Raw genomic sequence first — 14,863 nt, 5'->3', positions numbered from 1 at the left:
ATACCGGTAAATTAGTGATCTCATCCTAGTAAAGCGACTAACAGGCTCCGCATGCCCGTCGGCACGGCCAAATCCCTCGGCGAATTCCTGAGAAGCCGTCGCACGCGCCTGGACCCGGCCAGCTTCGGCTTCACCGGTCGCAGGCGGACGCCCGGGCTGCGCCGGGAGGAAGTCGCGCAACGCGCCCACATCAGCCCGACCTGGTACACCTGGCTCGAGCAGGGCCGCGGCGGCGCGCCCTCGCCTGAGGTCCTGGACCGCGTGGCCAGCGCGCTGATGCTCACCGAGGCCGAGCGCGAACATCTGTTCATGCTCGGACTGGGGCGGCCGCCCGAGGTCCGCTACAAGGCGGTGGACAGCGTCAGCCCCCGCCTGCAGCGACTGCTCGATCTGCTCGACGCGAGCCCGGCGATCATCCGCACGGCCACCTGGGAGATCGTGGCCTGGAACCCGGCCGCCACCGTCGTGTTGACCGACTACGGCGCGCTGCCGGTGGGCCAGCGCAACATCCTCTACTTCCTGTTCCGCGATCCGGCCGCGCGCGCCAAGCAGCACGACTGGGACAGCGTGGCCCGCTTCGTGGTGGGCGGCTTCCGCGCCGACGTGGCGCGCGCCGGCCTGGCCTCCGAAGTCGGTGAGCTGGTGGACGAGCTCTGCAGGCTCAGCCCGGAGTTCGAAGCGCTGTGGCATGACAACGAAGTGCTCGACGCGGGCGGCGGCGAACACCTCAAGCGCCTGCTGCACCCGGAGCTGGGGCCCATTGAACTGGAATACTCGGCCTTCGCCGTCGACGGCCGGCCGGACCTGAGCATGATCGTCTACAACCCGACCGACCCCGACGTCGCGCAGCGCATCAGGGCGCTTGCCGCCGCGTCCGCCTGACGTGGATCGAACGCAGCATCCGTCAGGCTCGCCGCGAGAGGGCCGGGCGACCGACCCGGACGCCCGGCCTCATCCGGCCAGCACCTCGGCGAACAGCGGCGCATCCACATTGCCGCCGGTGAGCGCCACGCCGATGCGCTGCCCCGCCCAGAACCTGCGCTGCTGCATGGCCGCCGCCAGCGCGGCGGCGCCGGCGCCCTCGGCCACGTTGTGGGTGGCGGTGTAGAGCAGGCGCATCGCGGCGGCCACCTCGTCGTCGGTGACCGCGACCACGTCCTCGGCCTCGGCGCGCACCACCGCCATCGCCTCGGCCACCGGCAGACGGCAGGCCATGCCGTCGGCGAGACAGGTGTTGGCGGGCGAGTCCACCAGCATGCCGCTGCGCCAGGACTGCAGGCTGGCATCGGCATGCGCCGAGACCACGCCGACCAGGCGCGTGCTCACGCCGCAGTAGGCGCGCGCCGCCGCCGCGCCGGCGAAGCCCGAGCCCAGGCCGATGGGCACGAACAGCACATCCGGCGCCCCGCCCGCGGCCTTGGTCGCCTCGAAGAACTCCACGTAGGCCGTGGCCACGCCGCGCACCAGCTCGCGATGGAAGGAAGGAATGCGGTGCAGGCCATGCGCGCTCGCCAGCGCCGCGGCATGGTCCGAGGCGGCCTGGAAATCCTCGCCATGCTCGACCAGCTCCACGCCCAGCGCCCGCATGGCCGCGTTCTTCTCCACCGAGTTGCCGTGCGGCACCACGATGGTCGCCTGCAGGCCGTGGCGGCGCGCGGCGAAGCCGACCGACTGCCCATGGTTGCCGCGGGTGGCGCTGATCACCTGCCGCACCTCCGGCTGGGTGCGGCGCAGCTCCTCGAAATAGGTCAGCCCGCCGCGCACCTTGAAGGCGCCCACGGGCGTGTGGTTCTCATGCTTGATCCAGACCTCGGCGCCCAGCGCCTGTTCGATCAGCGGCCAGCGGTACTGCGGCGTCGGCGGCAGGGCGGCGCGCACGGTGGCAAGCGCTGCGGCGATCTCGTCGGAGGAAAAACGCATGGCGGACCTGGGAGCAAGCGCGTAGGGGAGACCCCAGAGGATATAGGCGAAATCAAACGACCGGGACGCAAGCCCGCGGCTGAGTCTCGGATGCCGTGCAACCAATCACTCAAGACCTCATGCCGCATCCACAGGAGGATCTGTGTAGATGCATCAATAGGGCAAACCCGCACCGTGATTTTCGTGCCTTCTGCGTCCTGATTTCCCACGATTGCGGGGCCTTGATGGACCGTGCTATTCCGACGGAATGGACGGGGTGCTCCAACTGCTCTCAAAGCTGCGGCGGGTCTTGGCCAGTCGCGGCCGTGCGGGCGATGAGATCGACGACCTGATGCAGGAGGCCTTCCTGCGCCTACAGCTCTACTGCCGCGAGCGCACTGTCCACAATACCGAGGCGTTCTTGGTGCGCACCGTGCTCAACCTGTCCGCCGAACAGGGCCGCAAGTCACCTGCCGGTCGTATGGTGCTCGACCAAACGGTGGCCGAGTCCCTGCCCGACCCGGCACCGCCGCCGGACGAACTCTACGTGCGCCAGGAGCGTGCCCAGCGCATGAAGACGGGTTTGGAGCGACTGAATCCACGGCCGCGGGAGGTGTTGCTGCTGCACCGGCTCGATGGCTTGAGCCACGCGCAGATCGCCGAGCGATTGGGCATCAGCGTTAGCATGGTGGAGAAACACATCGCCCGCGCATCCTTCTTCCTGCGCGACTGGATGGCGAGGAGTCCGGAATGAACCTGCGCAAGTCCACCGAGAAGGAAGACTCTCCATCGAAGACCATCCTGGCCGCGCGTGCCGAGGCGTCGGTATGGATCACACGCCTGCACGGCCCCGATCGAAGTCCCGAACTCGAGGCCGGCTTCCGCCACTGGCTGGCCGAACGCCCGGAGAACGCGCAGGAGTTCGAAGGCTTGACCGAGGTGTGGGACCTGCTGGGTGGCAGCGAGCCGGCCAGCACAGCGCCCCGGTTGGAACGCTGGGAGCACAGTGCCGAGGCCCGCGAACTGCGGGCGCTGCGCGCGCGGACCTGGCGCCCGCGCCGCGCAGGCTGGGCCATGGCGGCCTGTCTGGTCCTGGCTGTTGCTGGCCTGGTTCTGCATCTCCTGACGGCGGGCCCGACGTCCTACGTCACCGCCGTTGGCGAGCAGCGCACCGTGCGCCTGGAGGACGGCAGCCGCCTCACGCTCAATGCCGACTCCAGCGTCACACCCGATTTCACCGAAGCCGAACGCCGCGTACAACTTGACCGGGGCGAGGCCCTGTTCGAGGTCGCCAAGGATGCACGACGGCCCTTCGTGGTCATCGTTGACGGGCACAGCGTGACCGCGCTGGGCACCACCTTCGTCGTGCGCCGTGACGCGCGCCGGGTGGCGGTGACCCTGATCGAAGGCCGTGTGGCCGTCGCCACGCTTAACACGCCCCTTCCAGCCGGGGACACACGCCACGCCAGTTCCGTGCCTCCGCCCGAGATCCTCACGCCCGGCGAGCGCATCGTCCTGGGCGATCACGTGCCGGCGCGCATCGACACGCCGCGCCTGGATGCGGTGACCGCCTGGCGCCGAGGCGAGGTTCTGCTCGACAACACGTCGCTGGCCGAGGCCGCGGCGGAGATGAACCGCTACGACAAGACCAGCATCGTCCTGGACAGTGCCCGGGCACGCGGTGTGCGCCTGAGTGGCCTGTACCACGCCGGCGACAACGCCGGCTTCGCCGGCTCGGTGGCGCAGATGCACGGCTTGCAGCTCGAGCAGCGCGGCGGACGCATCCATCTGCGGTGATGCCGACATCATCACGCGCAGACGCGGGTGAGGCGACGGCGCGCGATGATCTGGGAGAAACAAGACAGCGTCTACGACCCTGGACGGCGATGCGATCCGCCCGAATGGAGGTGACCAGAAAGTGACGGTGCGGTTTCAGCGCCTACATGCATCTACGGAGTGACGGGGCACCGCGAAGCAGTCGCCCCGGTGACGCACACCATCCACGGGGAACTCTGTCAATGCACGTCCGCTTCCGCTCCACCCTTGCCACACACGCGCTGGGTCTGTGCATCGCCACGATCCTCGGGACTGTCCACGCCCAAGCGTTGGAACAGAGTCCCCCGCATGCGCTGACAGCCGCCTATCCCTTCGATCTGCCGCGCCAGCCACTGGCCGAAACCCTGCGTGCGATCGCGCGCCAGGCCGGCGCCAACGTGTTGTTCGACATCCAGGACGTGGATGGCGTCAACGCGCCGGCCCTGCAGGCGACCCTGACCGCCCGCGAGGCGATCGACCGCGTACTGGCCGGCAGCGGTCTGTCGGCGCAGCAGACCACGGCGACGACGATGGTGATCAGACGGTCATCCGACTCAAGCGGGCGGAAGCCACAGGCCTCGGTCGGCGATGGAACTTCGTCGGCAACGCAAAGGCGGACGGTGGACGATGGGGAAAGAACTCCGGTTGTGAATACCCCAGCGCCCTCGACCTTGGACACGATCGCCGTCACCGGCACCCGCATCAAGGGCGGCACCGTGCCTTCACCTGTGATCACCGTCGACAGCGGGCGCATCCGCGAGGAAGGGTTCTCCGACATGGGTGAGGTGATTCGCTCGCTGCCGCAGAACTTCTCGGGCGGACAGAACCCGGGGGTAGTGGCGGGTGCCGAAGGAGGTGGCATCGCCAACCAGAACATTTCTGGCGGATCATCGCTCAACCTGCGTGGTCTGGGGCCAGATGCCACGCTCACGCTGCTCAATGGTCGGCGTCTGGCTTACAGCGGATTTGTGCAGGCGGTCGATATCAGCGCCATTCCCGTCGAGGCCGTGGACCGTCTGGAGGTCATCCCGGACGGGGCCTCGGCCATCTACGGCTCCGACGCCGTCGGTGGGGTGGGCAACGTGATCCTGCGACGCGACTACGAGGGCCTGACAGTCCTCACGCGCCATGCTGGTGCGACCGATGGCGGCCTGACTACGCGGGAGTATTCCGCGACCGGCGGTGCCGCCTGGGCCAACGGTGGTCTGATCGCGGCGTGGAAGCGGACGTCGGCCGATCCGATCTATGCCGACCAGCGTGGCTACGCCGATCACCTGTTCGGCCCCACCACGCTCTACCCAGAGAGCGAGCTGGACAGTGGATTGCTCAGCCTCCACCAGGCGCTGGGGAGCCGTGTCGAGTTGCAGGTGGATACGCTCAGGACCAAGCGTGAGCAGCTCACCTACTACGTGGCTCTTCCAACACAGTTTTTCCCGGCCACGGCAGAGACCACGACCCGGTTTGTCTCCCCTGAGATCACGTTAGCGTTGTCCGGAGACTGGGCAATGACGCTCGGAGGCGCGTGGGGCAAGGACGAGAGCGTCTCTGGTCTTGGGATAGGCGTTCGTACCACGGGGCGGGTCACCCCCTTCGCGCGGAGTCTCTATCGCAATCGGAGCCGCGCTTACGAGCTGAGCGCGGAAGGCCCGATGTTCGCCATGCCGGGCGGGGATGCCCGGCTGGCGCTAGGGGCGGGCTATCGCGAGAACACGTTCCTGCAAGGCAACCTTCGCAGCGGCGCTGTCATCACCAACGGCGAAGACAGCAGCCGTTTCGCCTATGCGGAGATCAGCCTACCCCTGATCGGAGCCGACCAGGGTGTTCCTGGCGTGCAGCGGGTGGAGTTGACCGCTGCCATGCGCGGTGAGGATTACGCCAGCTTTGGAGGCGTGGCTACCCCGAAGCTCGGCTTCCTCTATGACCCCAGCGCCGATTTCACGCTCAAGGCCTCCTGGGGCAAGTCCTTCAAGGCGCCGACGCTTCTGCAGCGCTATCAGCCTCAATCGGCCTATCTGTATCGCGCAGCCTCGCTCGGCGGCCAGGGTTATGCCAGCGACGCAACGGTACTGGTGCCCTATGGGGGCAATCCTGACCTGCAGCCCGAGCGGGCGCGTACATGGAGCACGTCGCTCGCGTTTCATCCGGAGGCGGTGCCGGCACTCGAGGCGGAGTTGAGCTGGTACAGCATCAGCTTCGCCGAACGTATCGCGCAGCCGCTGGTTTACCAGGCGCAGGCTCTGAACAACGCCGCCTATGCACCGTTCATCGACGGCACCCCCACGGCGGACGAGCAGGCCACGATCATCACCAACGCTCAGTTCAGCAACTTCACCGGTGCGCCGTACGACCCCGCCAAGGTCGTGGCCATCGCCTACAACCGTTACGTCAATACAGTCGCACAACGGATCAAGGGTCTGGATCTCTCGGGTTCGTACCGCGTTGATATCGGCCGGGGAAAACTCGCGGTGCACGGCGCGGTCAGCTGGATCGACAGCGCGCAACAGGCCACTCGTGCCGACAGCACGCGGGATCTGTCCGGCACGCTTTTTTATCCAGCAAAGGTCCGCGGCCGAATCGGGACGGTCTGGAGGGGAGGCGGGCTGACGGCATCGACGTTCGCCAACTATGTCAGTGGCGTGATCAACAAGGTCGACGGCAGCAAGACGAGTTCATTCACCACATTCGACGCCACGCTGCGTTATGCCGCCGGCGAGCGACTGGGGCTGTTCCCTGGCCTGGAGTTCGCGCTTTCGGCGATGAACCTCTTCAATCGGGCGCCCCCACTCTACGCACCCGTTACCAGCAATCCGCCGTACGACTCGACCAACTATTCGGCGATCGGTCGGTTCGTGAGCCTCAGCGTGTCCGCGCACTGGTGACATCGTTTTCCCATTCCGAGCACGCCATGCATACGACGCGAAGTTGCGGAGCATTTTCTGCCCGCTTGCTGAAGTTCTTCATCATCCAGTGTCTGGCGTTCGGCACGCTGCCGGGTTTGGCCAGCGAGGGGCACGCCGGCGAGATGATCTCCCCAAGGCGCCTGATTGAAGTCGTCGACATCAGCGGCCCAGTGGTGTCGCCTGATGGTCTGTATGTGGCATTCCGTACCGAACAGGCTTCGGTCGAGCGTAACACCTATGACGCGTGGTGGTACGTCCAGGCAATGGATGGCGCGAGTGCGCCCCGGAGAGTAGGCGAAGGCGGTACGCCGCTACGTAGCTCGGCTGGGCTTTCGCTGCCGGCCCGTGCCGTATGGTCGCCAGACGGGGCATGGATCTACTACCTGGCCTTCATGGACGGGAAAACGGCCGTCTGGCGGGCAGGCGCGAATGGTTCAAGTGCGCAGCCGGTCACGACCGATCCAGCGGATGTACGCGACTTCTCGCTGAACGCGGACGGTAAGACATTGCGCTACAGCGTTGGCGCGACGCGCGATGAAGTGATCGCGGCGGAACAACGGGAGTACGAGCGTGGGATCCGCGTCGATAGCGCGGTACCCATTGGCCAAGGCAACCTGTTCCGCTCGGGAAACGTGGGCGGACGTCTTGCGACCCAACGACTGGATGTCAAGGGCGATGGCTTCGCCCGCGTGCCCTTGCTATCCGACGTCTCGGATCGTTGGAAAGAGGTCGATCCAGCGACTGGCGAGGTCCGTGCACTCGCGTCGGCCGATGCTCAAAGCGCGGATGCCGTCGACCCGCGCTTGTCATCAGATGAGCCCAAACCCTGGCGCTATGCGCTGGACGGGGGCGGCCAGCGCCTCGCTTTGCTGAGCCGGGTAGGAGAACAGGGCGACCAATTGCGAAAGCCGAAGGTCGAGCTGTCGGCCTCGCTGGGAAAGCACTCGCGTTGGTTCAAATGCCAAGCCGAAGCCTGTGTCGGCACGGCCATGACAGGCATCCAATGGCGACCCGGGAGCGATGAGGTGATCTTTACGGTCTCCGATCCGGCACAGGGAACGTCGCAATCGCTGTTCCGGTGGAATCTCGGCAGTGGCAAGGTCACTCCACTCGCGCGAGCGGCCGGCCTGCTCAATGGCGGGGACCGGTACGGGCGTGAGGATGCCGGCTGCGGCATGTCGTCCGTCGCACTGGCGTGCGTGTCGGCCGATCCTAACCGGCCGCCGCGCCTTGAGCGTATCGACCTGAAGACCGGCGAGCGTCAGATGTTGTTCGATCCGAACGCAGCCTTGGCGGCGGATGTCGGCCAGGCCGCGCGCGTGAAGCTGCTTCGTTGGCGTGGTCAGGGCGGGCAGTTGTTTACCGGACAGTTCTTCGAAGCGCGCAGGGTGGGCGCGCATCCGCCCCCATTGTTCGTCGCCTACTATCTTTGTCCTGGCTTCCTGCGTAGCGGATATGGCGGTGAATGGCCTTTCGCGACATTCGCCGAACATGGGATCTCGGTGCTCTGCATCAACTATGGAGCGGTCTATTCCGATGCGGCCCGGCGCTATGACGAGGGCTTGTCGGCCGTGAAAAGTGCGGTGGATATGTTGGCGGCATCCGGAGCCATCGACCCGTCCCGCGTGGGAATGGGGGAACTCAGCTATGGCACAGAAGTCACGATGTGGACGGCATTCAAGTCTGATCTTCTTGCCGCAGCGTCGATCACCGGCGCCGTTCTGTCGCGCAGCATGTACCTGCACGGCACCTTGAAGGGGGAGGAATTCGTGTCGCGTGCCAAGACGGTCTGGCAACTCGGAGCCGCGGACGAGACTCCGGAGCAGTGGAAGCGCATCGGACTGGAGTTCAACCTGGACAAGATCAAGGCGCCCATCCTGATGCAGGTGCCCGAGCAGGAGTACGAATGGCTGCTCGATTCCGCGGTTCCATTGATGCTCGCCCGCAAGGCCGATCTCTACGTGTTTCCCCAGGCGCCGCACTTCAAGTTTCAACCCAAGCAGCTTCTGGCCGCGAACGAAAGAAACCTGGATTGGTTCAGGTTCTGGTTGCTGGGCATCGAGGACCCGTCCGCGGACAAACAGGCCCAGTACCGTCATTGGCGTGAGATGCGTCAACCGAGTGGTGCGATGCCGGGCCAGGGCGCTGGCTCGTTTCTGCAGCGGTAACGACTCTTCCCGTTCTCGACCATGCGCAGATCGAAGATGCGCATGGGGACCTTGAGTGCGCTGAGCTCACGAAGACGGCAGCGCTGGCCGCCGACTGGACCGATCGCCCAGCCTAGGCGGACTGCGCTCGGTCTGCGGAAACACCCGCGCGCACAGGAAGTCGACCAGGGCCCTGACCTTGGGTGAGGGATGCTTGCCTGCCGGCCACAGCACGTGGAACACCCCGCTGCGCTCCACATGCTCGGTGAGAATCGACTTGAGTCGCCCCTCGGCCAACAGCGCATCGATGGCGAAATCCGGCAGGTGGGCGATTCCCAGTCCCCGCAACGCGAAACACAGGCGCGCCTCGATGTTGTTGCAGATCATCGAAGTGGGCAGCTGCAGCTCGGGTTCGCCCGGGGCCCGCCGCAGCGCCCAGGTCTCCAGCTTGCCGCTGTTGGGATAGCGATAGTGCAGGCAGGTGTGCCCACGCAGATCGGCGGGCGTCATCGGCGTGCCGCGGCGCGCCAGATAGTCCGGCGAGGCCACCAGCCGCATCTGGAAGCTGCCCAGGCGCCGGGCCGACAGGCGCGAGTCGGCCGGCTGGCCCGTGCGCACGACGGCATCGAAGCCTTCCTCGACCACATCGACCATCCGGTCGGTGAAGTCCAGGTCCAGCTCGATCTCGGGATATGCGCGCATGAAATCGCCGATGACCGGCAGGACCAGCGAGCTGACCAGGGGCAGGCTCACCCGCAGACGGCCGCGCGGCGCGGCCGACGCCTGCGACAGCTCCAGCTCGGCCGCCTCGATCTCGGCCAGGATGCGGCGGCTGCGCTCCAGGAACAGCAGGCCCTCGGCGGTCAAGGTGACGCTGCGCGTGCTGCGGTGGAACAGGCGCACCCCCAGCTTCTCCTCCAGCCGCGCCACGCGCTTGCCGACGGCCGAAGCCGACACCCCCAGCAGCCGGCCGGCGGCGACGAAGCTGCGTGTCTCGGCGACCTGCATGAACACCGCAAAGCCCGTCAGGCTTTCCACGATCGGCTCTCCTCGAGGATTGCGGACATTTGATTCCGCACATCGAGGAACTGTAGCCCGCTTTTTCTCCAGTCAAGGCATTCCTATCGTCGCGGCATTGCCCACCCGATCGAGGCGCTGCCATGACGCATTCCGTACTCCTCCAACCCCAGGGTGCTCTCCCTGCGCATCTGCCCGAGGGTCTTCAGGCCATCAGCACGCCGGCGTGCGCCGCCGCATGCCGGGCGCTGTCCGCACGCCAGTGCAAGGCGCGGCCATGAGTGGCACCCGGCCCTTGTTCTTCATCGCGCTGGGCCTGTTCGGCCTGTATGTGGTCGAGTTCGGCGTGGTCGGCGTCCTGCCGGCCGTGGTCCAGCGCTACGGTGTCGGCGTGGCCCAGGCCGGCGGGCTGGTGGCGCTGTTCGCGACCGTGGTCGCAGTGTGCGGGCCGGCCATGGTGCTGTGGCTCTCGCGCCTGGACCGGCGCAAGGTGCTGGCCGCCTGCCTGCTGGTTTTCAGCCTGTGCAGCCTGTTGTCGGCCTGGGCGCCGAGCTTCGGCGCGCTGATGGCGCTGCGGGTGCCCTCGGCCCTGCTGCATCCGGTGTTCTTCTCGGCGGCCTTCGCTGCGGCCGTGTCGCTGTACCCGCCGCAGCGCGCCGCGCACGCCACCTCGATGGCCTTTCTCGGCACCACGCTGGGGCTGGTGCTGGGCGTGCCGCTGGCGACCTGGATCGAGGCCACGCTGTCCTACGAGGCCTCGTTCTACTTCTGCGCCGCGGTGAGCCTGGTGGCCGCCGTCGGCGTGTGGAGCATGCTGCCGCCCAGGCATCATGCCAGGCCCCATGCTCCGGGGACGGTGCTGGCGGTTCTGCGCAGGCCGGCGGTGTGGCTGTCGGTCGCCACGACGGTGTGCGTGTTCGCCGCGATGTTTTCGGTCTACAGCTACGCCGCCGAATACCTGGCGCGACGGGCGCACCTGGGCGGTGAGGCCATCGGCCTGCTGCTGGGCGTGTTCGGGGTCGGCGGCGTGCTGGGCAACCTGCTGGCCGGACGCGCGCTGGGCCATCGACTGGCCGCAACCGTCCTGGTTTATCCCGTGGTCCTGGCGGCCGCCTATGGCGTGCTGCTGACGTACGCATCGGCCTCGTTGGCGATCATGCTGCCGCTCTGCCTGCTGTGGGGCGCCGCGCATACCAGCGGCCTGATCGTCAGCCAACTCTGGATGACCTCGGCCGCGCCGGACGCGCCCGAGTTCGTTACCAGCCTCTTCGTCTCCGCCGCCAACCTCGGTGTGGTGCTGGGCGCGGCGGTCGGGGGCGGTTTCATCGATGCATTCGGGATGCAGGGGACGGTCTGGAGCGGCTGGCTGTTCGCGGCGTTGGCCGCTTTCGCAGTGCTGGCACGGAGGCCCTGGCGGATAAGCCAGCCCTGAGTGCGGCGCGCTGGAAACGCGGACGTGGCGGGGGGCGGTTGGGCAGGGGAGGCGACACCGAACCTGCATCGCCGCCGCCATTGCCGTGCCATGCCCGAGACGGGAACGGAACGAAGGACGGCCGGGTCGCCGTGCACGCTGTCCAGACAGCGCCACTCCCTACGATATGCGCCCCCACACTCTGGATCACCGCCATGGCCGAACCGGTCGCGGAGCTGGACAATGTCCGCGAGGAAGAGCTCGAGGAACGCGCGCCGTCCAAGGCGGCCGCGGTGCACGAGCGCATCAGCCGGCAGGGCGAGAAGGAGCTGGCGCGCGACTTCTTCGCGCTGTTCTGGTCGGCCATCGCCGCGGGCATGACGATGAGCATGTCCTTCCTCGGCCGGGCGCTGCTGCAGGCGTATCTGCCGGATGCGCCGGCCGCGTTCCTGATCGAGGCCGCCGGCTATGCGCTGGGCTTCGTGTTCGTCATCAGCGCCGGGCAGCAGCTGTTTACCGAGAACACCATCACCCCGGTCCTGCCGGTGATGCGCAACTTCAGTCTGTACAGCCTGGGACGGCTGCTGCGGCTGTGGGGCATCGTGCTGTTGGGCAACCTGGTGGGTGGCTTCATCGCCGCGGCGGTGTTCGCCTGGCTGCCGATGTTCACGCCCGAGGTGGACAAGGCGCTGCTGGAGATCGGCCTGCACCTGGGCCAGGTGCCGCTGGCCACGACCTTCGGCACCGCGGTGTTGGCCGGCTGGCTGATCGCCACGCTGGTGTGGATGCTGCACGCGATCGAACAGAACAAGCTGGCGATGATCGTGATCGTGACCTGGCTGATGGGCGTGGCAGGCGTGGCGCACGTGGTGGTCGGTACGATCGAGGTGATGTACGTGATCCTGCTCGGCCAGGCGCAGGTCTGGCCCTCGATCGTCGGCGTGGTGCTGCCGGCCCTGGTCGGCAACGTGCTCGGCGGCACCTTCATCTTCGCGCTGATGAGCCACGCGCAGGTCAAGGCGGACGTGGAGTAGCGAGCCGCCTTGCGGATGCGGGACGCGACCAGGCCGCGTCCCGCAGCACGCGATGGAAGCGGTGGGCGCGCCATCGCAGCGCGCCCGCCGCAACAACTCAGCCCTGCCTGGCGGCCTGGTAGCGGCGCGCGACCTCGTTCCAGTCGACCACCTTGTAGAAGGCCTCGATGTATTCGGGCCGGCGGTTCTGGTACTTGAGGTAGTAGGCGTGTTCCCACACGTCCAGGCCCAGGATGGGCGTGAGGCCCTGCATCAGCGGGCTGTCCTGGTTGGCGCTGTTCTCCACGCTGAGCTTGCCGGCCTTGTCCACGCACAGCCAGGCCCAGCCGCTGCCGAAGCGGGTGATCGCCGCCTGGGTGAAGGCCTTCTTGAACGCCTCGAAGCCGCCCAGCTCGGCGTCGATCGCCGTGGCCAGTTCGCCGCTGGGTTCGCCGCCGCCCTGGGGCGACATCACCGTCCAGAACAGCGAATGGTTGGCGTGGCCGCCGCCATGGTTGGTGACCGGGCCCTTGAGCTTGTCGGGCAGCTCGCCGATGCGCGCCACCAGTTCCTCGACCGGCAGCTCGGCCCACGGCGTGCCTTCCACCGCCGCGTTGAGCGAGTTGACGTAGGTCTGGTGGTGCTTGCTGTGGTGGATCTCCATCGTCTTGGCGTCGATGTTGGGTTCCAGCGCGTCGTAGGCGTAGGGGAGATCGGGCAGGGTGTAGCTCATGGTGCCTCCATGGGGTGGATGATCGGGAGGGCAGGCCGGATCGAGCGCGCCGGGCCACGACCGGCCGCCAGACGCAGTGCAGGACTTGCCTGGAGAACCGGAGTCGAAGGAGAGGGCTGATCGATCATGACGCTGCGCTGGAGGGGCCGCGCGTGGGCGGCATTCGCGTTGCGTCTGCGGCGGGGTCGTTGGCCCGGGGCCGCACGTCAGCGGTGCTGGTGCAGGTCGAATTGTCGCCGCATCCGGGTAGCGCGGCGTGAACGGCGCAGGGGCGCCGCGTAGAATCGCGCCCTCGTCCCCCTCAAGAGACCGTGTCGTCATGGATCCCGCCGCCGAGGCCATCGCCCGCGCGCCCGATGCCCAGGACGAAGCCTGGATGCGTCAGGCCTTCGCCGTGGCCGATCAGGCTCAGCACGAGCTGGACGAGATCCCGGTCGGCGCGTTGCTCATCGATGCCGACGGCCACTGCATCGGCCAGGGCGGCAACCGCAACCGCTGCGACCACGACCCGAGCGCGCACGCCGAGATCGTCGCCATGCGCCAGGGCGGGGCGTATCTGCGCAACCATCGGCTGGTGGGCTGCACGCTCTACGTCACGCTCGAACCCTGCGCGATGTGCGCCATGGCCATGGTCCATGCCCGGCTGGCGCGCGTGGTCTATGCCGCCTCCGATCCCAAGACCGGCGCGGCCGGCAGCGTGTTCGACCTGCTCGCAGACCCGCGCCACAACCATCGCGTGCAGGTCACCGGCGGGGTGCTGGGCGAGGAGGCGGGCCGCCGCCTGACCAACTACTTCCGCGCCAAACGCGGCAGGCCGCTGCTGGACTGACCGTCGGACCGGCCGTGTCGCCGATCCGGCTCCCTCAGCCCGCCGGCACGGGATGCGAGGCGCCAAGCCGGCGGGTTACCCAGCGCTGCGCAGGCGTCTCGATCGCCCGATTGACCAGCGCGGCCAGCGCCACGCTCGCCAGGACGCAGCCGATGCCGGCGACCCATGGATTGAGATGGCCGAACAGGCCCAGCGCCTGCATCGCGTCCAGCACCGGCATGTGCAGCAGGTAGAGCGAGAAGCTGATGCGCCCCAGCTCGCGCACCGCGGCATTGGCCAGCAAGGCGTCCGACGCGCGGGTGCGGAAGGAGAAGGCCAGCACCGCCAGGGCCGCCATCAGCGTGCGCGCCAGATCGGAGTAGTACCAGTGCTCATGCTCCGCGACCTCGGCGGCCGGGAACAGCGGCAGCAGCATGTGCTGATAGGGGATCAGCAGCAGCACCACGCCCAGGCAGGCCAGCAGCTGCAGGCCGCCGATGGTCGCAGGCCGCAACAGCGCCTGGCGCTGCAGCAGGCGCCAGCGCAGCATGGCCACCGCCACGCCAGCCAGGAAGATATGCAGCTTGGTCACGAACAGCACGCCGGGCAGGGCAGGCGAGGTGAGGTAGCTGGCCACGACGAACAGCCCCAGCGCGCCCAGCGCCAGGGTCCGCGGCGTGCCCCGCAGCAGCGTCAGCCCCCAGAGCAGCACGAAGAAGCCATAGAACTGGAATTCCGGCCCCACCGACCAGAACACCCCGACCGAACCGACGAAGGCCAGATGCCGCACCAGCTGCGCCGCATCCATCTGGTAGTGGAAGCCCTGGTGGACGAAGTGCGAGACCAGGAACGACAGCACTACCACCAGGTAGTACAGCGGCACGATGCGCGCCACCCGCGCGACGCAGAAGCGGCGCACCGCCTGCGCATTGAAGTCCTGGTGCAGATGCAGGTAGGCCATCAGAAAGCCGCTGAGCGCGAAGAACAGCAGCACCCCGCACGCACCGAAGTTCACCCGGTCCCAGGCCGACGACTTGCCCGGAAGATGCGAGACCACCACCGCCAGCGCCGCCAGCCCGCGCACGCCATCCAGCGCCGGCATGTGCTCCTTGCCGACGCT

Annotated in this window: 12 protein-coding genes; 8 read left to right on the top strand and 4 right to left on the bottom strand. The window is 67.5% G+C overall.

Going from position 1 to position 14,863, the window contains the following annotated elements:
• Positions 1–51 precede the first annotated feature (51 nt).
• The gene (locus MWN52_RS09780) at positions 52–882 is read left to right on the top strand and encodes a helix-turn-helix transcriptional regulator (protein ID WP_286577644.1); all 831 of its coding nucleotides are present in this window, start codon (positions 52–54) and stop codon (positions 880–882) included.
• Positions 883–951: 69 nt separating this feature from the next.
• On the opposite strand, the gene MWN52_RS09775 is transcribed toward MWN52_RS09780, so the two are convergent.
• Complete coding sequence (locus MWN52_RS09775) at positions 952–1,920, bottom strand: threonine dehydratase (protein WP_286577643.1); 969 nt, start codon at positions 1,918–1,920, stop codon at positions 952–954.
• Between the two features lie 256 nt (positions 1,921–2,176).
• On the opposite strand from MWN52_RS09775, the gene MWN52_RS09770 reads away from it, so the two are divergent.
• The 4 genes from MWN52_RS09770 to MWN52_RS09755 all read left to right on the top strand — a co-directional run bounded on the left by MWN52_RS09770 (position 2,177) and on the right by MWN52_RS09755 (position 8,782).
• Entirely contained in the window at positions 2,177–2,653 is a 477-nt protein-coding gene (locus MWN52_RS09770; protein ID WP_286577642.1) for an RNA polymerase sigma factor, read from the top strand.
• Complete coding sequence (locus MWN52_RS09765) at positions 2,650–3,696, top strand: FecR family protein (protein WP_286577641.1); 1,047 nt, start codon at positions 2,650–2,652, stop codon at positions 3,694–3,696. The genes MWN52_RS09770 and MWN52_RS09765 overlap by 4 nt, the downstream gene beginning before the upstream one ends.
• Positions 3,697–3,917: 221 nt before the next feature.
• Positions 3,918–6,593, top strand: a complete 2,676-nt coding sequence (locus tag MWN52_RS09760; RefSeq protein WP_286577640.1) for a TonB-dependent receptor — start codon at positions 3,918–3,920, stop codon at positions 6,591–6,593.
• Positions 6,594–6,658: 65 nt separating this feature from the next.
• Complete coding sequence (locus MWN52_RS09755) at positions 6,659–8,782, top strand: Atxe2 family lasso peptide isopeptidase (protein ID WP_286577639.1); 2,124 nt, start codon at positions 6,659–6,661, stop codon at positions 8,780–8,782.
• Positions 8,783–8,848: 66 nt separating this feature from the next.
• Here the strand turns inward: MWN52_RS09755 and MWN52_RS09750 are convergent, their stop codons facing one another.
• The gene (locus MWN52_RS09750; RefSeq protein ID WP_425608120.1) at positions 8,849–9,769 is read right to left on the bottom strand and encodes a LysR family transcriptional regulator; all 921 of its coding nucleotides are present in this window, start codon (positions 9,767–9,769) and stop codon (positions 8,849–8,851) included.
• 286 nt (positions 9,770–10,055) lie between these two features.
• Between MWN52_RS09750 and MWN52_RS09745 the strand changes: the two genes are divergently transcribed.
• Positions 10,056–11,210 carry an MFS transporter gene (locus tag MWN52_RS09745; RefSeq protein WP_286577637.1) on the top strand — a complete coding sequence of 385 codons (1,155 nt, stop codon included), beginning with the start codon at positions 10,056–10,058 and terminating at the stop codon, positions 11,208–11,210.
• A 194-nt stretch (positions 11,211–11,404) separates the two neighbouring features.
• Positions 11,405–12,223, top strand: coding sequence for a formate/nitrite transporter family protein (locus tag MWN52_RS09740; protein ID WP_286577636.1), 819 nt, complete (start codon positions 11,405–11,407; stop codon positions 12,221–12,223).
• A 97-nt stretch (positions 12,224–12,320) separates the two neighbouring features.
• On the opposite strand, the gene MWN52_RS09735 is transcribed toward MWN52_RS09740, so the two are convergent.
• Positions 12,321–12,935, bottom strand: a complete 615-nt coding sequence (locus MWN52_RS09735) for a superoxide dismutase (RefSeq protein ID WP_130518400.1) — start codon at positions 12,933–12,935, stop codon at positions 12,321–12,323.
• 319 nt (positions 12,936–13,254) lie between these two features.
• Here MWN52_RS09735 and tadA point away from each other — a divergent pair, with 319 nt between their 5' ends.
• On the top strand, positions 13,255–13,764 hold the full coding sequence (gene tadA / locus MWN52_RS09730) for a tRNA adenosine(34) deaminase TadA (protein ID WP_286577635.1): 510 nt from the start codon (positions 13,255–13,257) through the stop codon (positions 13,762–13,764).
• Positions 13,765–13,798: 34 nt separating this feature from the next.
• Here the strand turns inward: tadA and MWN52_RS09725 are convergent, their stop codons facing one another.
• Positions 13,799–14,845 (bottom strand): acyltransferase family protein, encoded by a 1,047-nt coding sequence (locus MWN52_RS09725; RefSeq protein ID WP_286577634.1) that lies wholly within the window; start codon positions 14,843–14,845, stop codon positions 13,799–13,801.
• Positions 14,846–14,863 lie beyond the last annotated feature (18 nt).

It is taken from the genome of Pseudoxanthomonas winnipegensis (genome assembly GCF_030322905.1).
Taxonomy (GTDB): domain Bacteria; phylum Pseudomonadota; class Gammaproteobacteria; order Xanthomonadales; family Xanthomonadaceae; genus Pseudoxanthomonas_A; species Pseudoxanthomonas_A winnipegensis.
The sequence above is the reverse complement of the archived record's forward strand: the minus strand, read 5'-3'. Positions and strand labels throughout refer to the sequence as shown.